This is a genomic window from Actomonas spartinae (genome assembly GCF_051209155.1).
Taxonomy (GTDB): domain Bacteria; phylum Verrucomicrobiota; class Verrucomicrobiia; order Opitutales; family Opitutaceae; genus Actomonas.
In genome coordinates this window covers 847,560-871,241 of sequence record NZ_JBPJGB010000002.1, presented here as the reverse complement: position 1 = coordinate 871,241, position 23,682 = coordinate 847,560, and the positions used below count along the sequence as shown (strand labels likewise).

General features: G+C 65.2%; 5 protein-coding genes and 1 other RNA gene. 4 read left to right on the top strand and 2 right to left on the bottom strand.

Going from position 1 to position 23,682, the window contains the following annotated elements:
• Positions 1-6: 6 nt before the first annotated feature.
• A complete protein-coding gene (locus AC0MRV_RS11200) occupies positions 7-19,014 on the bottom strand; it encodes an LEPR-XLL domain-containing protein (protein ID WP_472764556.1) in 19,008 nt (6,335 codons plus the stop codon).
• 177 nt (positions 19,015-19,191) lie between these two features.
• On the bottom strand, positions 19,192-20,013 hold the full coding sequence (locus AC0MRV_RS11195; protein ID WP_472764555.1) for a helix-turn-helix transcriptional regulator: 822 nt from the start codon (positions 20,011-20,013) through the stop codon (positions 19,192-19,194).
• Positions 20,014-20,197: 184 nt separating this feature from the next.
• Here AC0MRV_RS11195 and ssrA point away from each other — a divergent pair.
• From ssrA to AC0MRV_RS11175, 4 genes are all read left to right on the top strand, one after another.
• Positions 20,198-20,555: a transfer-messenger RNA gene (gene ssrA, locus AC0MRV_RS11190) on the top strand.
• Positions 20,556-20,840: 285 nt separating this feature from the next.
• Positions 20,841-22,085: a diaminopimelate decarboxylase gene (locus tag AC0MRV_RS11185; protein WP_472764554.1), complete on the top strand. Its 1,245-nt coding sequence runs from the start codon at positions 20,841-20,843 to the stop codon at positions 22,083-22,085.
• On the top strand, positions 22,082-22,909 hold the full coding sequence (locus AC0MRV_RS11180) for a methyltransferase domain-containing protein (protein WP_472764553.1): 828 nt from the start codon (positions 22,082-22,084) through the stop codon (positions 22,907-22,909). The genes AC0MRV_RS11185 and AC0MRV_RS11180 overlap by 4 nt, the downstream gene beginning before the upstream one ends.
• A gap of 89 nt (positions 22,910-22,998) precedes the next feature.
• The gene (locus AC0MRV_RS11175) at positions 22,999-23,673 is read left to right on the top strand and encodes a class I SAM-dependent methyltransferase (RefSeq protein WP_472764552.1); all 675 of its coding nucleotides are present in this window, start codon (positions 22,999-23,001) and stop codon (positions 23,671-23,673) included.
• The last annotated feature ends 9 nt before the right edge of the window (positions 23,674-23,682 follow it).

Here is a 23,682-nt window from a genome sequence, read left to right as displayed (position 1 = left end):
GCGAAATCAGAGCCCGCGCAGTGCTCGCGGCGTTTCCAGTCCCGCCAAGCTCGTGGCCGCGACGAGATCGGGCGTCGCACCCGCGGCCGCAGCGGCGGTCACGGAAGCCGTCTGGCCCAAAACCACCACGGCGGGATCCGCCGCCGCCGGGGCGAAGACCTCGGCCCATCCACCTTCGTTGGCCTGCGCGGCGATGATCACAAAGTCGTAAGCGATCGCGACGCGCAGGTGGGCGCGGCGCTGCAGATCGAAGAGTTCGACCGGATTGCGGTTGTCGATGTCGACCGCGTAGGTGCCCTGGACCCATGAGCCGCTGACACCAAAGGCAAGCTCGTTCACCCGCACATCGCCCAGGCCGCTGGCAACGAGGTCGAAGGAGAGCGTCTTCGTTGTTTCGCCCGGCGCGAAGGTGAGCCGGCCGCTGAGCGGTCCGGCGGCGTCCGGCGCGTTGCTGCTGAGGTTGTAGCGCAAGGTGAGCGACTGCGTGGCCGGGTTGGACAACGTCACATCAATTTCGATACGCCCGTCGGCCGTGGTGCGCACTTCGTCGGAGACCAGGACGTCCGGATAGGTGACCACCGAGAAGCGGGTGCTGGCAGTCCCATTGGCGTCGGTGGCCACGAGATCGAAGATCGCCAGGCCACTGAGATCGGTGCGCGCCGTGAGCACCACCTGCCCGTTGACGATGGCGGCATCGACCGTGTCGTTGGCCCCCACCGCGACCAAGGTGTAAGTCGCGTCGCCGTTCGGGTCGTCAAAGTAATCGGCGAGATCGAGCGTGGTGGTTTGCCCGGCGAAGAGGGTTTGGCTCGGCACATTGGCGATCGCCTGCACCACCGGGTTGAGTCCGTCGAGCGAGAGCGTGAACGTGGTCGAGGCGGTGGCGTCACCGTCGCTCACCGTGACCGAGAGCACCGTGGCACCGGCGGCTGTGACCGCGGTCGGCACCAGCATGGTCCATTCACCATTGTTGTATTCAAAGGTCACATCTGCGGCCGAGACGATCGCCTCGTCGCTGGAGGTGACGGTGAAAGCGAGCTCGGAGGCACGACTGTCGGCGTCGGCCACCGTCAGCGTGATGCGCGCGACGTCGGCGCCGAGCGCCACCTGATCGCTGAGCTCCGCCATGGTTGGTGCGATGGTGGGCAGGAGCTCGACCTCGTTTTGCAGCGCGTCGAGGGCCTCGTCACTGAACTCGTTTTCAAGATCGGACGCGCTGGCGGTGCCGTTGCCCAGGTTCGTCAGCGCGTCATTCACGTTGTTGAGGAACACGGCCTTGTTGGCCGCCAGCGCACGGTCGACGTCGCCGCCGGCAGCGACCGTCTCGGCGATGTTTCGGTTGACGTTGGTCAGCACCGTGGCGGCCGCGTTGGCCACGGTTGCATCCACGTTGCGACCGGCGCGGGAGCCGGCCCCCACGATGACGGTGGCGACCGTCTGCGCATCGGTGAGGTCTAGGTCGACGACGCCGTCGCCGTCATTGGCATCGGCGATGAGCACATCGGCCAGTTGATCGAGCACCGCGTCCTGCAGGTCCGCGTTGGCATCGTCGCCCAACAGGCCGGCGCCACCGGTGACGAGGGAGGTGACCATCGCGCCCGCGCCCAGGGCGGCACCCTCGGCGGCAGCGTCGCCCGCGGTGTCGGCATTGGGGTCGAAGGAATCCACATCGACGCCCAGCGGCAGGTTGAAAGCATCCGCCACGAGGTCGGCAGCGGCATCGCTCGAAAGGCCGCGGTCGACGAGCGCAACCTGCAGTGAGGTTAGCGGGTTAATGGTCTGTTCGATACCGCCGCCGTAGTTGGTCGCGACGCCCGTGGCGGCGACGGGATTGGTCACGCCGTTGTCGGTATCGGTGCCGCCAATGACCACGAAGACACCTTCGCTCGGATCGATGCGGCCGTTGCCATTGGTGTCAAAGGGAGCGAGCCGACCCAGCGAGGTGGTGGGAGCGGCGTCACTCCCGGTGAGGAAGGTGTAGATGCCGTATTCGTCCGGAGTGACGCTCGGCTCTCCCACATCGTAGACCCCGTTGCCATTGGCATCGGCGAAGACGAAATCGGCCACCTTGCCGGGAACGCCACCGGTGACTTCGGTGGGCAGCAGCGTGAGCGGGACGCGCGTGCCGATGAGTTCAAAGGACAGGTTGGTCGCTTCGGTGGCATTGAGGACGCCGTCGCCGTCGTCATCGAAGACCGCGAAGATCGTGCCCGCCACCGCCATGGAGCTCTGGTCGAGACCGGCGAGTTGTTCAAAGGTGGCCTCGAGCGCGACCTCGCTGGCCGCATCCCACACCCCGTTGCCGTTGTCGTCGCGGAAGAGGCGACGCAGATCGGACGACTCGGAACCCGAGACGGCGTTGACGGCGTAAAGCTGCACCTCGTCGGCGGTGAGGATCCCATCCTCGTTGGCATCGAACACCGCCAGCTCGCCGAGTGTCGATGCAACCTCCGGCGCCTCCCCCTCCAGCGGCGTGTCGCCCTCAGCCTCGGGGTCATACTGCTCGGCGAAATCGAAGTTCCCGTTCGCATCGGTCTGCGTGGACGGCTCACCCTCGTCGAGCACGCCGTTGCGGTTGACGTCGAGGAAGACGGTGGAGCCGCCAACGTTGGAGAGCCACACGCGGAAGCCACCTTTCAAGCGCACGTGCACCGTGATGGTGAACTTCCAGAACTTCATCCGCACGTCCAACCGCCCGTCGAAGAGGTCGATGCTGCCGTCAATCCGGGCCCAGTCGCTGTAAGTGCGCCAACCGAATAACCAGTAGTCCTTTTCCGCCCAGGCCTTGCCGGTCACGTGCGCATTGGCGCGATCGTGGCCGATGTCGAACTCGATGTGCCCCCACGCGCCGATGTCACTGCCGAAACGGAAACCGACTTCACCGTCGGCCCGCCAGTGTCCGGTCGTGCTGTCAAAGTAGCCGCTGATATGACCGTCGATGCCCCACAGGTAAACCGAGGCGCGCGGCAGCGAAATGTAAAGCCCGCCGTCGCGGGACAGCAGTTCGAGTGAACCATCGACCAGGAAGTTGCCGCTCAGGAGCACAAAGCGGACGCGATCGATGCTGACCGACCAGCCCTCTGCGTTCGCGCTGAAAGTGCCGTTGTAGCCGGCGTAGTCACCAGGCACATACACCGTGCCGCGGATGCTGCCGCGGATGCCGAGGTCATCGATGGTGATTTCGAGGTCACCGGTCGCGCCGATGTGGCTACTGCCGATGTCGAGACGCGCGGTGCCGGTCAGGTCGAAGCCTCCCGCGGTGTTGAAGCTGCCCCGAATGCCAAAGGTCTGGTTGAAGCCCGGCAGACGAAGCTCGGCGGTCATGTTTTCGATGTAGAGCCGCAGGTCACTCCCCCGCTGTTCCATGAGCATGCTGCCATCCAGCAGCACCAATCCACCGAGTAGGACGAATCGGATCTGATCGATGGTGAGGTTGAAGCCCCAGGCACCGGCCTCAAAGCTTCCGGAGAAGTCAGCGAAGTCACCAGGGATATACAGACGACCGTTGAGCGCTCCGAACACCCCCTCGTCGCGGATCACCACGTCGACGGTCGCCTCGGCTCCCAGGACCGTGTCGCCGACTTGCAAATCTGATCGACCAGCCAGGTAAAAGTCGCCGTCGGATCGAATATAGCCATCAACGGTAAACTCCGTGCCGAGTCCGGGAATGCCCGATTCAGCGCGAATACTGTCAAAGTCGAAACGCAGCAGACTGCCGCGGTAGGAAATGCCCAATCCGCCATCCAGAATCACCAGTCCCTCGAGCAAGGCGAAGCGCGAGCTGACCTCCAGGTCGAACCCGTCGAGGTCGGCGCGGAACGATCCGCTGAAGTCCGCGTAGTCGCCCGGCACCGTCAGACGGCCGTCCGCATCGGCCGCAATCCCCTCGTCGCGCACCACGACGTCCAGGGTGGCGGTCGCGCCGAGGGTGTCGTCGCCGATTGCCAGCGACGTGGAGCCAGTGAGGTAAAAGTCGCCGTCGGAGCGAAGGTAACCATCCACCCGGAAGGTGGTGCTCCAACCCGGCACCCGTGTTTCGATCAGGATGTTGTCGAACGCCACGGTCATCACGCCGCTGCGCATTTCGATCAGCATGCCGCCATCCAACAGCACCGCTCCGCCAAGCAGCACAAAGCGCGAGGACGCCGTGACGCTAAAGCCCCAGGCGCCGGCCTCGAAACTTCCGTTGAAGCCCGCGTAGTCTCCTGGCACATACAAGGTGCCGCTCACCTCGCCGGAGATCCCGTCATTGCGCACCCGCAGGGAAATGTCGGCCTCCAGACCCAGCACTGAATTGCCGACATCAAGTGCAGCCGTGCCGGTGAGGTCGAAGGTGCCATTGGAGTTGACGTAGCCATCGAGCGTGAAGCTGGAGTCCCAACCCGGAATACGGCTGGTTGCGGTCATGCGGTTGATGGCGATCTCCAGCACGCCGTTGCGCTGCCATATGTTCAGGTTCCCATCGAGCAGCACGATACCGCCCAGCAGGACAAAACGGGAAGTGCCGTCGAGATCGAAGCCGCTGGCGTCGGCCGTGAGCGAACCCGAAAAGCTGCCGTAGTCACCCGGCACGAAGATGCTGCCGGAGTAGGCGCCGGCGAAACCCTGGTCGGTGATGCTGACCTCGACTTCGACCTCTGCCCCGACGGTGCGGTTGCCGATCGTGAACGAGGTGCTGCCGGTCAGCTCGAACTCACCGCTGCCATCGATGTAACCGTGGATGGCAAAGGTCGATCCCAGGCCCGGCACCCGGGACTCGGCGGTCATCTCTTCCACGGTCAGCCGCAGGCGCTCGGTGGTGTGCACCAGGTTGAAGGAACCGTCGAACAGCACGATGCCCCCGAGCAACACGAAGCGACTGGAAGCCGCGATCTCGTAGCCATTGGCGTCGGCCGCAAAGGTGCCGCTGTAGCTGCCGTAGTCCCCCGGCACATACAGCGAACCGGCAATCGCACCGCTGATGCCACTGTTGCTCACGCGCAGTTCAATCGAACCATCGGCGCCGAGCGTTTCATTGCCGAGGTCGACCGCCATCGTGCCCTGCAGGTCGAAGACGCCGAGGGAGTTGATGTGGCCGCTGACCGTCGCCGTCTGTTCCATGCCCGGCACGCGCAAGGTCAGTTGCGCCTGATCGACCGCGATACTGAACACCCCTTCGCGCAGGGCGGCCTCGAAGCCAGCGTCGATCCGCACCGTGCCGCCCAGCATCACAAACGCGGTCTCGTCGATCGTGAGCCGGGCCTCGTCGGAGGTCATCGCGAAGCTGCCGGCCAGTCGACCATAGTCGCCGCCCGGCACGTAGAGGTCGCCGCTGACCGTGCCGGTCAGGCCCGTCGTGTTGTTTAGGTTGGCCTGCAGCGTGCCGAAGGCGCCGGCCAGGTCACGATCACCCAGCGCGAGGGTGAAGCTGCCGTTGAGATTGTATGCGCCGGCCGAGGTGATGAAGCCGTCGAAATGGCCGTCCATGCCCGGCAACAAGGTGGAGTCCATGTCGACCCAGAGCTGCGCCTCGCCGTCCGCCCAACGGAACGCACCGGAGCCCGTGAGCTCGGTGAAACCGAGCCGCAGCGCGCCGTGGTCGACCCCGACTTCGAAGGTGTTGGGCGCGACGTCTTCCCAGACGCCATCCCAGGTGTTGATGCGCAGGAAAACATCGCCCTCGTAGGCCATGAACGCGTTGTCGATGCCGCCCCACTCCATCGCCATATTGGCCACCATTCCGCGCTCGGGATGGATATACATGTTGCCGGTGTAGGACGAGGTGACGCCGAAGAAGTCCACCGTGCCGGAGGACGCCATGGTGAACTCGACGGAGTTCGCACTCAGGTCGAAGTCACCCGCGAGGGTAAGGCCGCCGAGGGCGGTGACGGACCCGCTCATGTGGGTGCGCAGCAGGTTGCCGGCTTCGATCGAGATCTCCGGCACGTCGATGTCTCCGACAGTGAAGGGCGCAACCGTCACGCCTTCACTCATCGTGCTGGCGCGCAGCGCCCAATCGCCTTCGAAGCTGATGCCCGCCACCCCCGTGCCACCGTTCAGCGTCAGGTCGAGGTTGGTCACCGCCCCGGCTTCGCCAATGAGGATGAACCCGGACGCATCGTAGCTAAAGGGTCGCCAGTCGCCGATGCCGATCGCGACGTTGCCGTCAAAGGCGATCGCACCGTAGCCCTGTTCCCAATCCACCGTGAGCACCGACTGACCGGAGAGCTGCGCGCCGAGGAAATCGAAACTCATGCGACCCGCGATGCGCAGGGAGTCGGCCGCGATCGTCACGCCGCCCGCCTCGCGCACCGTGGACGTCGTGTTCAGCGCCATCGTGATGCCCGCGTCAAAATCGGGCGTGAGACTGATGCCCGCGACCGCGATGGATTCGGTCGACCGCGTCACACTGTAGGCGCCCCACACGCCGTCGCCCGTGATGACCATGTCGGCCACCACGTTGGCCTCAAAGAGCGTGAACCCGTCGAAGTCACCGCTAGCGGGCAAGCCAACCGAAACGGTGCCAGTGTTCTCAAAGATCACCCCCGCCTCACCCGCGTAGAAGCGTTGATCGCCGGTCATGGCGGCAACCCCCACCCCGATACTCCCGGCGCGCAGCACTTCGATGTAGGTCCCCGCGCGCAGGGTGACCTCGCCGGCCTGTTGTTCGGTGCCGGTGGAGTTGAGCGAGAGTTGAATCGTCTCCTCCGCGCCGATCGGGCCAAAGTCGAGGCCGAGCGCCGCGGCTGCATCGGCGCCCACCTGACGGCGCATGTCGATTGCCGCCCAGATGCCATCGCTGCCGAGATGCAGCGCGCCGGTCATCGTCGCGTTGTAGAGCGCAAGCTCGGTGCCCGGGATGCCGACCCACACCTCCTGATCGAGTTCGATGTCCAGATTGTGCCCTTCCACCACGAGCGACATCGGTCCACCCGAGCGCGCGATGCCAAAGTCGATCTCACCCACCGTATCGATGGCAAAATAATGCCCGGCCTCAAGCTCCACCCCGCCGATCTCACGCGCCTGGTTGGTGGTGTTCAGACGCAGCAGGAAGGATTGCTCCGCCTTGAACGGGAGGGTCACCCCGCCGACCTCGATGCGCTCGGAAGCAGCACTGCGTTCCAGGTCGGCCGAGCCGATCACGCCCGTCGAATCAAAGCGGAAGCCACCCGAGTAGGAGAAGCGCGCCAACTCGCCGAGCCCCGGAACATTGAGCTCCAACTCCGAAATGCCCTGCATCTCAAAAGCCCCCGCCGTGTCGGCTTCGAAACGGAACAGGCCCGTCATGGTGGCAATGCCGAAGGACATACTGCCGCTCAACTCGAAGCGCCCATAAACCCCCGCCTCGAGTTCGACATCGCCGAAGGTGTAGCTGCCGCCAGTCGTGTTGACCGCGAGCCGGTAGACGGCCTCCGGACCAATCGTCAGCCCGAAGGCATCGAGGCTCGCAAAGGTCGGCACCAGATCGAGGGCGGTCGCGATGCCGTCGCGATTGATGGCGAGACCACCGTCCACCTCGAAGCCAAAGAGCAACAGGTCGTCGCCGCCACCGAAGGCCGGGATGGCAACGTCGATCTCACTCTCCACTTCCAGCAGCAGGCCCGTGCCGTCGATGCGGAAAATGTAGTCGCCACTCGAGGTGAGTCCGCCGAGGTCGATGTCGCCGTGCGCCTCAATCTGGTAAAGCGGTCCCGCCGGCAGTGTCTGGTCGAAGAGCTGGTATTCACTCGCGGTGGTGTTGACCACGAGTTGGTAGGTGAGATCCGTGCCGAGGTGCTCGCGAATCGCCGCATCGCCGCCGGTGAGTTCGAGGTCAAAAATCCCCGCGATCCCGTCCAGACCGAGGTTGAACGCGCCCGTCGCGCTGTAACTGAGCAAGGGAGCATTCTCGTCCCCGAGATGATACGTGAACGACGTGATCATCCGGGTGCGGTTGAGTGAGCTCTCAAAGGCGAAGCGACCGTTGAGGTCGATGGCGCCGACGGTAGCGGTGCCGTTGACGGCGAGCTGCAGCAACGGTCCGGCCGGGATGTCGCCCTGGGCCACGCCGGTGGTGTTGATCACGATCGCGGCCTCGCCGGCAAAATCGAGGCCCGGAATGTCGATGCCCAGATCCTCCGCGGCGAGATCGAGCGCGATCTCGTCGACGATGCCCGGAATCTCCAATTCGTAACTGAAGTCCACCGGCACTTCGAGCAGCACGGTGTCGTCGCTGCGCAGCACGAGGGCGGCCGAGGCCGCGAAGCCGATCCCGGTGGTGGTCGCGGTCAGGTCGTAAACGCCGGCCATGGAGATGTCGCCGATCTCCAGGTTGCCGGCGACGCGCACTCGCGCGCCCAAGCCCGGCGGCACGCCGTCCTGCTCCGTATGGGTGGTGTTGATACCGAGGGTGTAGGTCGCGTCCGCGCTGAACCCAAAGCCGAACTGGTCGCGGTTGGTTGAGCCGACCGTCAGCGACAGGCTCGCGTAGAGTCCGCTGGCATCGAGCAAGAACTCACCCGCGTAGTCATATTCGTAGAAGGTGATGCCGGCGACCGCGAGGGCCACGCTGCCCACCGAGTCGATGCGGACACCGTCGGCTCCGACCGCGAAGCCGTGGGCGCCGCTCATGCGCAGCGCGCCGACCAATAGGTCGCCCGCAATCTGCACCCGCGCATACGGCCCGGCCGGCAGTTCGAGTTGCCCCACTGTCTGCGCCGCACCGGTCGTATTGATCTCAAGTCGGTAGGTGGCCTCCAACGCGAAACCGAGCGCCGCGGTGTCCAGACCCGAAGCCGGCAAGGTCAGGTCGATGCCGCCCCAGATGCCGTCGACACTCACGCTCAGGCCGCCGGCGGTCGCAAACTCCAGCAGCATCGTATCGCCGACTTCCAACTTCACCGTCGCGTCGAAGGTCACCGTGAGGGTGACGTCGAACAGCTCGGGACCATCGGTGACCTCAAAGAAGAAGCTGCCGTCGAGCAACAGGCCGCCGATCTCCAGCGTGCCCGCCCCACCAACGCGGTAGACGCCGCCGGAATCGAACACCAAGGTCGGCACGATGACCTGGCCGATGGTGAAACCTTCGATCGTGGTCGGCCCGGCGAAGGTGCTCGCGCGCAGGCCCCAGTCGAGGTTGGCCGACACGCCGGGGATGCCGTCGCCCGCATCCAGCGCCAGGCTCAGGTCGACCGCCACGCCCTCCGCGGCGATGAGCACGATGCCGGTCGCGTTGTAGCTGTAGGGCGTCCACTCCCCGACCGACAGCGCGATGCGACCCTGCACGATCGCGGCGATGATCTGCCGCTCAAAATCGATGGTGAAAACGGCGCCGAAGTTGGCGCTTTGCTCGAAGAGGCTGACCTCGACGCGAACCGCGAGATTGATCGAACCAGCGCGGATCGTGTCGCCGTCGACCATCTTGTCGGTGCCGGTGGTGTTGACGGTGAACACCGGACCCACCGCCACATCGGGCGTGAAGTTGACCCCGGCCACAGTGAGCGGTTGCAGCCCTGGTTCGATCGCAGCCCGGCCGTAGATGCCGTCGCCCACGATGGCGAACTCCGCGTCGACATTGAACTTGAAGCCCACGTCGTCCTGTCCCGCCACCCCCGGGAGGCCGAAGAAGACTTCGCCGTGCGCGTCGATCAACAGACCGTCGCCCCCGAGGCGGAACGTCGCCGTGCCGAGGATACGGGCGAGACCGATCGAAAACGCATCGTGCAGCACGACCTCGATGTAGTGACCCGCTTCCAGCGTCACGTCCCCGATCACAATCTCCTCGCCGGTCGTATTGATGCGGAAGAGGCGCAGCACGTCCTGACCGATGGTCTCGATGTCGAGGCCGATGGTGTCGAGCCCGGCCAAGCCCGCGGCGGCTTCCAACTGGAAGGCGCCAGCCACGCCATTGGCCTTGATCTGGAAACCACCCTGCGCGTGCCAGCGCATGAGACTGATCTCGGTGGCGGGCACGCCAAGGAAGACGTCCGCATCGAACGCCATCTCCAAGCCGGTCTCACCGGCCGACAGCGTGTAGAGTCCGGAGATGCGCACCGGTCCGACCTCGATCTCGCCGGTCGTCACGATCTTCGCGTAGCGGCCGGCCGCCAGCTCCACTTCGCCGAGCGTCGCTGCCTCGCCGGTGGTGTTCAGGTGCAGCACAAAGTCCTGGCTCACGCCGATCGGCAGCCGCACGTCGAGCAGGGTCAACTGATCCAACGCGCCGCGATCCAATTCAATCGCCGCCACCACGCCCTCGGGCGCAATGCGGATGCCGCCCTGCGCGTTCAGGCGGAAGAGCTCGACCGGATCGGCGCCGCCGATGCCCGGCAAGGCCGCGATCAACTCGGAATCGACCAGCAGCTCGGCGGTGTTATCGACCACCGAAAGACTGAAGAGTCCATCGAAGTGGAAGATGCCGTAGGTCAGGCTGGTCGTGAACGTGACGCGGGCGTAGTGGCCGGCCGCGAGTTCGATCTCGCCGACCGTCTGCCTCTCGCCGGTGGTGTTGATACGCAACGCAAAGTTGGCGTCGGTGTTGAGCGACAGGCCGACGGCGGCGAAGTCCACCACATCCGGCGTGACATCGAAGGCCGCCACCAGTCCGTCCAGACCAAGATGCAGCCCACCCACGGCGGTGAACGACATCAGTGTGAAGTCGCCAAGGTCGACCGACGCCGTCGCGTCCATGGTGAGGTCCACGCCCGCGCCACCCGCCGCGAGCGTGTAGGAACCGCTGAAGGAATAGCCCAGCACGTCGAGTGAACCCGTCGCGCCAATCTTTACCGTCGGCCCGGCGGGCAGCTCGCGCTCGCCGAGGGTGTAGGGCACCGGCCGCGTGTTGGCCGTGATGAAGAAGCTGAAATCGGCGTTGAAAAAGTCGCGGAAAGTGTCGACGCCACCGGTCAGCGCGAGGTCGGCGTAGCCCGCCACGCCAAGCAGGGTGAGTTCAAATTCGCCGCTGCCGGTGAAGCTGAGCAAGGGATCGCCCGCCGGTCCGAGGTTGGCGGCAAAGCCGCCAAACATCGTCACGCCGCCGAGCGTGCTTTCGAAGCCAAAGGTGCCGTCGAGGGCGAGTCCGCCGATGACCGCCTGCCCGTCGATATTGAAACGCAGGATCGGCCCCGGCGGGATGTCGCCCTGCTGCTCGCCGGTGGTGTTGATCAGGATCTGCGCCGATCCGCTCAGCTTGAGCCCCGGGATGTTGATCCCCAGGTCCTCAAGCGAAAGCGACAGGTCGATCTGCTCGATGATGCCAGGCAGTTCCAACTCGATCTCGAAGTCGAGCGGCACCCGGAAGAGCTCATCGTCGCCGGCCTTGAAGATCAGCGCCGCGGAGGCTGCAAAACCGATGCCGGTGGTGGTCGCGTTGAGGGTGTAAACGCCGTCGATCTGCCAGTTGCCGATCTCCAGCGCGCCCGTCACCACGATGCGCGCGCCGAGGCCGGCGGCGACGCCATCGATCTCCTCCTGCGTGGTGTTGAGCGAGAGCTCGTAACTCGCGTCGGCGCTGAAGCCGAAACCGTAGACCGTGGGCGCGCTGCGGGATTGCGCGAGCGCGAGTTGGGCGAAGATGCCGTCGTCGCGAATGAGCAGCGTGCCGGCGAAGTCGAAGGACGCGAACTCAACGTCGCCAATGCCGAGACTGACCGAACCGGCGGCGGTCGCGGAGACACCATCCACACCGGCAAAGAGGTCGTAGGTGCCAACAAAACGCCACGCTCCCACGATAAGTGCACCGTCGGCGCGGACCCGAGCGTAGTGACCGGCGGCGAGCGTGACGTCACCGAGAGTCTGGTCGGCGTTGGTGGTGTTGACCTGCAGTTGGTAGGTCGCGTCGAACGAGAAACCGAGCGCAAGCGCCGGCAGGCCGATCGAGGCGTTGATCACGAGATCCGCCTGACCGTAGATGCCGGATGCATCGAGGCGGAAGACGCCCTGGGCGTCGTATTCGTAGAAGGTGACGGCACCGACGCCGAGACGGACCTTGGCCTCGTAGTCGAGCTGCACCTGACCATCGGCGACCTGGAAGTCGAACACGCCCTCGAGATCGACGAGATCGAGGAGGTTGAGCGTGCCTTCGGCGCGCACGATGAGATAGGGGCCGGCGGCGCCGACCGTTTCGCCGTCGGCGGACGGAGGGCCGCGCGGCAAATGGATGCGTTCGACGGCGGCGGTCGCGGCGAGCTCGGTGGGCAAGGCGAAGTCCACGTCGTCGCCGGTCGTGTTCATGATGAACTCGTAGTGGCCCTCGAGTTCAACCCCGATGGCCGCAAGCACATCGTCGTTGGGATCAAGATTGAGCACAAACTGCGCGGCCATTCCCGGCAGGATGCCGTCGACTTCGAGGTGCAGGTAACCCTGGGCATCGAAGCGTAGCAGGGGCGCCGTGGTGGGACCGGCGGTGAGCACGGCGCTGGCGAGCACATCAAAGCCGTTGGTCGAAAAGGTCATGCTGAACACGCCGCCGAGGCGGAACAGTTCCACGCCACCCGGAGCGAGGCCCATCACACCTTCGACCAGGATGCTTGCCTCGCCGGCGGCGAGCGTGAAGGTGCGCGGTTCGGTCTGACCGGGAATGGTCAGCGTGTGCTCAACCGCCTCGCCGGTCGTATTAAAGCGCAACAGCGCGATCGCATCGAGCGTGACCCCAATCGGTTCGAGCAAGGCGAAGTCGGCCGGAGTCAGCGCCATGATGCCCTCGGCCGCGACCGTGCCGTCGTCGGCGAAGAAGAGCCGCATGTCGCCGGCGAGACCGATCACGTCACCGAGGTGCGGCAGCGCCACCCGCCCGCTCGTCGTGATGTGCAGGCTGGGCGCGTTGAGCGCGACTTCGAAGGCAATCTCCCCCTCGATGGTGAATCCCGGCAGTCCGGCGATCGCGAGCTCCGCTCCGCCCAGCAGTCGAATCGTGAACTGCTCAAACGGTGCCTCCGGCGGATTGTCCGGATCGATGGTCTCGCCGAAGTCAAAGGTCAGCGCACCGTAGATTGAGGCGACCGGCAGTTCGGCTGGCACCGTGGCGAGGAAGAGCACCGTGCCCTCCCCTTCCGTGATGAAGCCACTCATGTCGATGTAGAGGCTGGCCGTAAAGCTGATCGAACCACCCAGCTGGAAGGCGCCACGGGCGAGAAATTTCCCCGTCGAGTCCATCTTGAAGTCGGCCTGGATGTTGAAGGTCGCGGTGCTGGCGTAGATGGAGAAAATGGTAACGCCCCCTTCGATCGTGAAGGGGTTGAGCAACACGCCGAAGTTGCCTGCTTCGGCGTGGGCTGCGACCTGGTTGGCGAGCGACGACTCGATGAGCGCCTTCCACTGCACGAAGCTCAGATCACCTGCGGGCTTGAAGCTGGGATTCTCCTTCAGCTCCAGCGGATCGTCGACCGACTCCATCGCGGAGTTGAAGGTGATTCCCGCCCGGAAGTCGGTGAACGCGATGCCCACGTAGGGGATCGTCACCGGCACGGTCGCCTTGATGTAACCCTGCAGCGGCCCGTATTCGGAAAGTCCCAGGTAGACCTCCAGGCCGCCGTAACCCGCGATGTTGATCGAACCTTGGACGGCCCCCCACAGCAGACCGTCGGCGACCGCCGTGGTGGTGTCGTCGCTCGCGATGGCATTGCCGTCGGCGTCGAGGCGCAGGAGCCCGAGAATGAGCCCGGCTGAAACCTCAGCGCTGGAGATCTTGCCGCCCACGGCAATGGCGATTTCCCCGAGCCCAACGATCGGGAAGGCGCCGGATTTGAGGGCGCCGACATCGATCACCAGATTCTGTATACTGCCGTCCAGCGTGAGATTGGAACCAGCGAGACTCGACACATTGATCGCCGCGCTGAGGCGCAGGGTGAAGTCGAGCGGATCGGCCAAGAGGTCCGGCCACTGCAACTCGAAAACCGACACCTCGATGGGCAACCAGTCCGGCCATTGGATTGCGCCCAGCGTGGCCGTGGTGAAGGAGAAGGATACCTTGAAGTCCTCCAGGGGCAGCGGCAGGCCGTTCGCCCCCACGGCGAAATTGCTCGCAGTGCCAGTCAACCCCACCCCGCGCAGCGTCGCGGTCAGCGAACCGACCGAAAGAAAGGGATCGCTGCCCGTGGCGTTGAAATCGAAAACGGCTTCGGTGGCCTCAAGGTCGAGCAGGTCGCCAAAGGTCACCGCCAGGCTGCCGATCGAAGCCGACTGCACCTCCAGCACCGTATCATCGAGGGTGAAACCATCACCTGACTCCGCGTCGACCGTCACGATGGTCATGGCGAAGTTGATCAGCGCATCGGTCACGCTGACGTAGGACCCGACCTTAAAATCCAGATCGAAGGAGGCCCCCACGGTCAGCACGCCCGTGTCCACATCGAGCGAGCCGGTAATGGTCGTCGTGAACTCGCCCACTAGATCGCTGGTGCTGGTGCCAGCCGAAACCGTCAGGCTGCCGCCAAAGTCGGCCACCCAGACGCCGTTCTCATAGCCGCCGAGCATGATGCTGCCGGCAAAGGTGAAACTCTCGCCGATATGAAGGTCGCTGACGCCAAGTTCGATCGGACCAACATCCCACGGGGTCCAGTCACCGGCGCTGTGCCGCAGGGTGAAGGCCACCGCATCCGCGCCGTCATCGACCGCCTGTTCGCCCACGCGGATGACCGGGGTGAAGGGCAGGCCCGCCAGGATTGTGAAGTCGAAGGTGCCCGCGACCGTGAGGTCAAATTCGTTGAGCGCGAAGGTTTCGCCCGCGTCCCGCACCCCGTTGTCGTTGGTGTCGCCGAGAAAGTCGACCTGCAGGCCGTCAAAGGTGAAGGGCAACAGACCGCCCAGACGCAAGGTCTTGGTGAACTCGCTCGTATCCAAGGTCAGCGCGGTGACGGTCAACTCGCCGGCGGCCGACAGTTCCAGACCCGAGATGGTGCCGCTCACGCCGAGGTCCGGCAGTTCGGCGCCGATGCTGGCCGCGGCAAACACGGTGGCACCTTCCGGGCGCAACGTGAGGTCGGCGGCGGTGAAAGTGATGAGATCGCCCACGGCCAAAGCGAGTGCGTCGGCGCTCAGCGTGAGTCGATCGGTGGCGCTGCCAAAATCGTAGGTGCCACTCAGCCCCGTGGCGGTGGCGGTGAACACCGTGCTGTCGGCGAAGAGCGTGGCGGAGTCAGCCGCGAGGGTGACGCTGTCTCCGGAGAGGTTGCCGTCGAGGAAGGAGAATCCGGCGAAGCTGACGGAGGCACCCCCAACGGTGAGAACTGAACCGATCTGCAGGTTGAGGTTGGTCAGGCTGCCGGCTCCGATGGTGATCCCGTTGGTGCGGATCGACAGGTCGGCAGCCGTCAAACTCGGAGGGCCGGTGCTCGGGGCGCTGGTCAGGAATAGGAGTTCGACCGTGACCTCGTCGACTTTCACGAGCTCCTGCTCGTCGGTCACATCGCGCTGATGCCGCAACACCACGCCGGCCGCGGTCGCGCGCACCACGGTTTCGGCCACCATTTCAAACTGGTCCGCCGTGGTCGTGAAGGTCTGGGTCGCGAAGTCATAGCTGCCGGTCACCGCCACCGTATCGGCGTCATCGCCATCCGTGATGGTGGCCGTGAACGCCGCGCCGTCCGGCCCCACTGTGGTTTCGCCACCGCTGAAGGTCAGCGAGCCGCTCCAGGTGCCGGCGTCGAGATCGCCGATCACGCTCACGCTCGCGCTGAAGTCCGCAATACTCAGGTAGGTGCCACCGGCCGGATTGGCGACCGCGATCAGATCGTCGGACAAGGTGCCGGTGAAGGTGAGTTCTTCCTGATCGAAGGTCGCGCCAAAGCTCACTGCTGGCGTGACGCCGGCATTGCTCAGGATGTCGAGCGCGGTGTCGAAGCTGCCGCTGCCGTTGAAGGTGGTGGAGCTCAGGTCGACGCTGAAGGACCAGTCCGCGACATCAAAACCGAGCCAGGAAATGGAGCTGCCGGTGCCCGCCAGCGTCCAGCTTTGGCCGTCACCGGCCAAGGTGCCGACGAGGTCGAGGTCGCCGCCCGCCACTTCGGCCAGCGACAGCTGCGCGTTCAAGGTGGGCGTGGAATCGATGGTGGTGAGGAAAATCGTGAGGTCGCGGCTCAGGCCGTAGTCGCGAGCATAAATAAGTTCCAGCGGACCGGAGGTGAGCGCGAAGCTGGTGTCGACCGTGCCCTCCCCTGTCACCGCGGCGCCATCGGCTCCGTGGTGAACCCGCACTTCCACGTCGACCGTGCTGCTGCCGGTCGCTGCCACGGTGCGACCGCCTTGGCGGACTGAACCGGACAGCGTCGCACCGCCGGCCATGGCGAGCGCCAGGTAGGTATCGGCCAGCAGGTTGAAGACACCGTCGCGCAGTTCGAAGACCACGTGCTGGACCAGACTCGCGGCGAGGTTGAGGACCGCGGTCAAACTCGCGTTGTCGGCGAAACCAGCAAAGAGATCCGCCGGTTGAACCCACGCGGTGTCGAACGCGCTGGCCTGCGTCCGATCGGTCGCCACGGTCCGGGTGAACGTCGCGACGAAGTCCGTCCCCGCCACGCTCGTGTCGACGGTGTAGCCGGCGCTCTGCAACGCGGCGATGGTCGAGGCCAAGTCGGTGGCACCGCTGATGGTCGGCAAGGCCAGCGAGGCGCTCAGCGCGCCGAGCTCGAAGAGATCGTCCAGCGCGGTCGGCAGGGTCGGCACCGCTAGGGTGGAGGTCGAAAGATCGAAGTTGTTGACGAGCCCCTGCACCGTGGTGCTTGCCGCACTGAGACCGGCGTTGACCACATCGGCGGTGGTTTCCGCCGGCACGCCGCCAATCGTGGTCACGTTGAACGTCGTGCCGTCCCAGTCCGCCGCGACACTAAACTCGGTGCCAGCGGTCACGTTGACCGCGGCCGGATCACCGCTGATCGAGCCCGTGATAACCACGAGGTCATCGATCGCGGTGCCTTCATCGATGCCCGAGAAATCGGCCGCACTGGCATCCAGCGTGATCACGCCGGTGCCGCCAAAGGTGACGGTGCCGGTGAGGCTCAGCGAGTCGAAGTCGTCGGTCGCGAGGATGTCGAGGGTCACGCTCCACGCCCCGGTGAAGGTGATGGCCTGACCGCCCGCGATGCGCAGCGCGCCGGTCGGCGCAACCGCCCCGGCGATGGTGATACCGCCGTTGGCGGTGAGCAGGCCCTGACCAGTCAAGGTGCCGGCGCTGAAGTCGATCGCGGCCGCCGCCCGCAGATGAGCGCCGGACTCCAACAAGTTCAAGGTGCCGCCATTGATCACCAGGGCCGCGGTGTCGAACCACTCCGCGCTCGCCGCGGCCACCAGGCGGTATTCACCGCCACTGAAGGTCCAGGTGGACGCATCCTCGACCCGCAGCACTGAGGTATCGTTGGATGCGAAAAGGCCGTCACTCTGCGTGAACCGGGCGCTGGTGCTGAGGCGCAGGTAGGCGGCGCCGTTGAGATTCCAGGTGCCCCCCATTTGCTGCCAGTGCGCGGTGTCTTGCACCTCGATCCGCGAGGACGTGTCGACCGTGACGTCGCCGCTGGTGGTGGCGGTGGCGTTGCCGGACAGCGTGACTGTCGAACCGACCAGGGAGAGACCGGAGAGCGAAAGGCTCCCACCGGTGCCGATCGCCAGATAGGCCGAATTGCTCAGGCTCAAGGTGCCCGCATCAAGGGAAAGGTCACCCAGGGCCAGCGCCAGCCCATCAACGGTGATCACGGCATCGCTATTGAGGCCGGTGATGGCGACGGACGCCCCCGCGTTCGGCAGGCGACCATTGGCCCAGTTGGCGGTGTCGCTCCAATCGCCGCCGGCGGCGTTGATCCACGTGGCAACCAAAGGCGAGTAGGTCTGGACCGTCAGCGCATCGTCGCTCCAAGCCGCCGTCACGGTGTCATCGGCGCCCGCCGTGATCTGCACCGTCGGGGCGCCACCGGTCACGCCGGCGCCGGTCACGGTGAGCAGATTGCCGAGCGAGGTTTCGTGCGCCGTGTCGCCAAAGTCGGCCGCCGACGCATCGAGGTCGATTGCGCCAGAAGCGCCGAAGGCAACCGCCGCCTGGATCGACACCGTGTCGACGCTGCTCGCGTCGAACACCTCCAACTCAATCGCCCACGCACCGCTGAAGTTGAACGTCCCGGAGACGTTGTCCTCGCCGTAAACAAAATCGATCGAACCGGCTGTATCTGCGCCGCCAGGACGCAGGGTCGAATCAACGAAATTGAGCTGCTGGTTGAGCCGATAGGTGCCGCTACCTTGCAGCACGCTGTTGGTGAACGTGACCACCGACTCATTGTAGGCGGAAAGCGTGCCGTTGTTCAGGGTGACCGTCGCATCGGTCACCTGCAGGCTGGAATCGTGGTAGAGGTTTACGCCGCCGGCGTTCACGACCAGTTCACCGCCGGTCATCACATAGGATTCACTGATCGCAAACTGACTGCTGGCGCTCGTGCTCAGCACGCCGCTGGTCTGCGTGAAGGTGGTGCTGGCGGTGACGTGGGCGAAACCACCCTGGTCCCACGTCGCGCCCGACCAGGTGAGACTCGCGCCGGACTGCAGCTCGAAACTCGTGCCGGCCGCGAAGGTCACGTTGCCGGTGATCGTGCTGGCCCCCGATTGCAGGTGGAGGACGCCGCCGTTGCTGACGTCGAGATCGACCGTGCTGAGCGTGCCGGAAATCGTGACGGTCGCGCCGTCGATGCTCAGGCTGGCGAGGGCCGCCGTGTCGCCGCTGAGCGAAATGCTGGCACCCTCGTTGAGGCCCGCGATGACCACATCGTCGCCGGCGACCGGCACGTGCCCATCCTGCCAATTGGCACTGTCGTTCCAGTCGCCGCCATCGGCATCGATCCAGGTCGCCTCGATGGTTTCGTCGGCCATCGCGATGGGTTCGTCGCTCCCGCCGAATTCATCGACGATCGCGAGCGCATCAGTTTGAAAATCGTCGGCCTGCGCGAGCAGTTCGATGCGGGCGCCAGCCTCCGCCACCGCCACGCCGACCCCCGCCGCAAAACCATCCGCCGACAACATGATGCGAGGCTCGAGAGCCTCGAGGGCAAAAGGTTGCTCAAACTCGGCGCGCCGAACCGCCATCGTCAACGGAGCTGGCCGGCGCCCGCATTCGCGCGGCATCGGGTAGAACGGAGGTTGGGGGTAGAATTCACCACGATCAGGACCGTATCCTACGGATTGGCCAAGATCTGCATACCCCTCTTTTGGGGGGAAGCCCCTGCTTCGGCCTGTTGGCCGACGCGTGTTCCCTCCCCGACCTCAGTTCGGCTCCGCCACCGGCACCTGCACGAAACGCCGGGCGGTCCCCGCGTCACGGCTTTCGTCCTGCCGGCAGACGCGCAAGGCCCAAAGTGCCGCCGCGAGCCGGTTGGGCGCGCCCGTTTTCTGGAAGATCGTCTTCACATAGCCTTTCACCGTGTAGAGCTGCAGGCGAAGAACGATGGCGATCTCCTCGTTGGACTTGCCTTCCGCCAGCCAAGCCAGCACCTCCGCCTCACGCACCGTGAGACCGGCGCGCACCAAGGGTTCGGGCGACGCGCCGCGATGGGCCAACTCATCGCACGACCTGGCCAGTTCGCGGGCGTTGCCAAGGTGTTGTTGGGCGAACTGCAACAGTTCGCGCTCAGCAGTCGAAAAGTCGCTTCCTTTATAGCGCTCCAATCCGAAGAAACACACTTCACCCGCCGTGCCCGGCACAAAAACCGCACAATGATCATCGATGCCGAGCCGCTTGTAGACCTCCGCAAAGATGTCGGTCTGACGAAACTCCCGCCGGGAGAAAAAATCACTCCGGGCAAACGGTTTGCCATCGTTGACGGTTTGGTCCCAGCGGTAGAGCGGATACTTCAGCATCAACGCGCCGAAAGCCTCCATCGCCGTTTCGAGCTGCGGCACCGTGTTGTTGAAGCCGATGTCAAGCTGCGAGGTCTCGGTGCTCAGGGAGCCGAAGGCAATCAACTCACTCGGCACCAGTTGTTCGAGGAACGCAAACGTGCGTTCCGCGTAATTCCCCAAACCGAGGCCAGGACGATAGAGCTCAACACAGGCAGTGCTGAAGAGCTTGAGTTGGGAGTCGCTCAACACAGCGCCTTTGACCAAAGGTGCAGGCGGCGGGCAGTGCACGTAAAAAATGTCCCTCGCGCCGAGCTTGCGTTGAGCAGAGGCGGCCCTACGCTGAGCGGTCCGTTCTTTGATTGAGCGAGTTCTCAATCGAACACGTGGTTCGCGGCGGCTTCACCGCCCCGTGAGTCACCCTTCCCATTTCGGGGGTGTTCTGGATTCGACCTTTGGTTGGATTGTCTCGCTGCCGGCCGAGTATGAAGGTCTCTCGATAAATCTCCTTCGCACAAAAATAAACGGCACCTACGAAGAAATGCCCCTCGCGGCTTAATAACCGCCGCGACGATCGCCCAGTGACGCCTGATAGCTGACGTGATCGCCGACTTCAGGCATAGCGCATTCTGCGACCCGCGGAGTTTGCGCCGTATCTTCGACCCGGGGGTTGGCTGACGTTTTGGCTGGGTTCACTGCCTGACGTCAGCGAGATCAAACTGAACCTACGCCGGTAGACGCGGGCCGAGAAGGCCAGAGGGACGCGGGTTCAATTCCCGCCACCTCCACCACTTTGCACCTGGCAACTGCGCCCGGACGACCTCGCGTCTTCCGGGCGTTTTTGTGTGCGAATGGCGGGAATCGAGCCGCGTCTGCGCGGGTGTCAAGCTAGCCCGGCTTCGCCAGGCTGAACAATTCCCGCCACCTCCACCATTTTGCGCGTGGCAACTGCGCCCGGACGACCTCGCGTCTTCCGGGCGTTTTTGTGTGCAAATGGCGGGAATCGAGCCGCGTCCGGCGCGCGGCGAGGCCAATTCGCATTGAATCCGCCCGGCGCAAATGACGTTGTGACGAGGATGCCGCGACGTCCCTCCGCCAAGCCTTCCTCCTCCGTCCCCTGGTGGCAGCGTTCCGGCTTGGAATATGTCGACGGCGTGCTGCAAGTGGGCGGCGTTCCCGTCACCGAACTCGCCCGGACTCACCACACGCCGCTCTACGTCTATGACGGCGAGCGCATCCGCCAAAACCTCCACCGTCTGCAATCCGCCCTCGATGCCGTGGGACTGTCCCACCGGGTGCTCTATGCGATGAAGTCCAACCGCCACCTGGACCTGTTGCGCGGGTTGCGCCGGGCGGGGGTCGGCGGCATCGACACCTGTTCGCCCGCTGAGGTGCGGCGTGCGCGCCGGGCCGGTTTCAAATCCACCGACATCTCCTACACCGGCACGTCCCTGAGCGACCTAGACCTGGCCGAACTGATGCGGCACCCGGACCTCGTCCTCAACTGCGACTCGCTCCACGACATCGAACGCGTCGCCGCGCTCGCGCCCGGACGCCGCATCGGGCTGCGCATCAACCCGGGACTCGGCATCGGTTACCGCCGCAATCGCCTCCTGCGCTACGCCGGCGGCGGTGGCACCAAATTCGGCATCCACCGCGAACAGTTCGCCACCGCGCTGCGCCGCGCCCGTCAGGCGGGCCTCGTGATCGAAGGCCTGCACGTCCACTCCGGCTGCGGCTACCTGACGCCGCAACTGCCGGTGCTCGATCGCATCTTTCAGGCCTGTGAACCCTTCGTCGCCAAGCTACCCCACCTGCGCTACCTCAACATCGGGGGCGGCCTCGGCATCCCGCTCACGGCCGACGACCGCGCGCTCGACCTCGACGCCTGGGCCAAACTCGTGCGCCAACACTGGGCCGGCGCGGCCGACGAGATCTGGTGCGAGCCCGGCGACTACCTGAGCAAGGACGCCGGCGTGCTGGTGCTCGAGGTCAACACCGTCGAAACCAAGGGTCGCACGCTTTATGCTGGGACCAACGGCGGATTTTCCCTTCATCCCGAACCCGCCTTCTATTCCCTTCCGCTTCATCCGGTGACTTGTATTCAACCTTCCGCCCGCACGCCTCTTCGCCCTGTGACCCTGGTGGGCAACATCAACGAGGCGCTCGACGTGCTGCACGCCGGCATCCCCTTCCCTCCTCTGCGCAACGGCGATTTGGTCGCCTTCCTCAATGCCGGCGGCTACGGCGCGGCGATGGCGAGCAACCACTGCCTGCGCGGTGAATTTTCCGAGGTGCTGCTGCCCCCGCGCGCCCGATGAGCGTCGCCAACCCGCAACGCGTCTTGGCGGAACTCACCGCCGAGACCGGTCCCTTGCCGCCCTTGCCGGCGCACGACATCGCCCTGCTCGCCGAGCAGGCGACCGACCCGGCCCAACTGAAACGTTGGCTCAAACGTCACGCCGCCGGCGAACCCCTCGCCCACATCACCGGCGTGCTGCGCTTCCGCGAGTTGGAGCTGCACATCGACAAACGCGCCTACGTGACCGACCCGGAACTCACCCACTTGGTCGACGCGGTGATCGCCGCCGCCGAGGGTTTCACCCGCACCTATGGCCGCCCGCCGCTCATCGCGGAAATCGGCATCGGCTGCGGGTCGCTGGCGCTGAGCATCAAACAACATCTTCCGGCGGTGACGCTGGTGGGGCTCGACATTGATCCGGATCCGCTCGCTGTCGCTGCCGCCAACGCCGAGCGCCTCGGCCTCGACGTCCGGCTGGTGGAGAGCGACCTCTTCGACAGCTGGCCGGAGGACTTGCCCCCACCTGACCTCGTTTACAGCGATCCGCCCTGGGGCGACGACGACACGCTCTACGACCCGGAACGCGGCTCGATCCACTATCACGCCATGCCGCCGATCTCCGCCTACCCGCTCGGCGGCCCCACGGCTCTGCATGAGCTCATCCTGCGCAGTCTGGCCCAACGCGCCTGGTCGACCGAGGTCTGGCTCAATGGCGGCGTCCTGCCCCGACCCCGACTCGAAGCCCTGGGGGAACTGGCCCCGCGCCGCGCGATCCACACACCCGCCGCCGGTCTCTCCCTGCTGCAATGCGGTTTCGGCGCCGCCGCCGACCGGGTGGAGTAGACCGGGCCCCCACGCGCAATCGATCCACTTTTTCCTTTATCGTCCCCCACGGGGCGACGAACTTCTGACCGCCGATCCAGCGCCCTTTTATGGACCTCAATTTTCGGAACAAGTCTGCGTGGGAACACCTTTACTCGTCCACCGACGACGCCATTTGGGGCCGTCAACCGGTGGGTTTTCTCGCCGCCGCCCTGCCGCGCCCCGAAGACCTGCCCCCCACCGGGGCGGTGCTCGACGCGGCCAGCGGCGAAGGCCGCAACCTGCCGGTGCTCGCGCGCTTGGGCCGGCCCTTGGTGGCCTGCGACGCCTCGCCTTCCGCCCTGGCCAAGATCCCCGCCGATTTGCGACCGCACCTGCGCACCCACACCTGCGACCTCGCGCACGTTCCCGAACCCGATGACAGCTTCGCGTTCATCCTCGCCAGCGACGTGATTGAAACCCTGCCGGAGCCGGAACCCGTGCTGCGCGAATTCGCCCGCCTGCTGGCTCCCGGCGGACTCCTGCTCGCCAACATTCCCGGACCCGATGACGGGGTGGCCGGGATCGACATGCAACCCGGGGAGTCCGGCGGCTGGATGTATCAGGAAAAATACTACTTCCGTTTCTACGCACCCGCGGAGTTCGACGCGCTGCTGGAACGCAGCGGTCTGACCACCGTGACGGCTCGCGAACTCGACTGGGAGGAAGAGGCGCACCCCAACTTTCGCACTGAACACCATCACCACCGGAGTCGCATCGTGCTCGCCCGCCGCTCGCTGACCTGAGTTGCCCGC

Coding starts and splice junctions, on each gene's coding strand:
- AC0MRV_RS11200 (WP_472764556.1), bottom strand. CDS start 19,014: ATGGCGGTTCGGCGCGCCGAGTTTGAGCAACCTTTTGCCCTCGAGGCT.
- AC0MRV_RS11185 (WP_472764554.1), top strand. CDS start 20,841: ATGCCGCGACGTCCCTCCGCCAAGCCTTCCTCCTCCGTCCCCTGGTGG.
- AC0MRV_RS11180 (WP_472764553.1), top strand. CDS start 22,082: ATGAGCGTCGCCAACCCGCAACGCGTCTTGGCGGAACTCACCGCCGAG.
- AC0MRV_RS11175 (WP_472764552.1), top strand. CDS start 22,999: ATGGACCTCAATTTTCGGAACAAGTCTGCGTGGGAACACCTTTACTCG.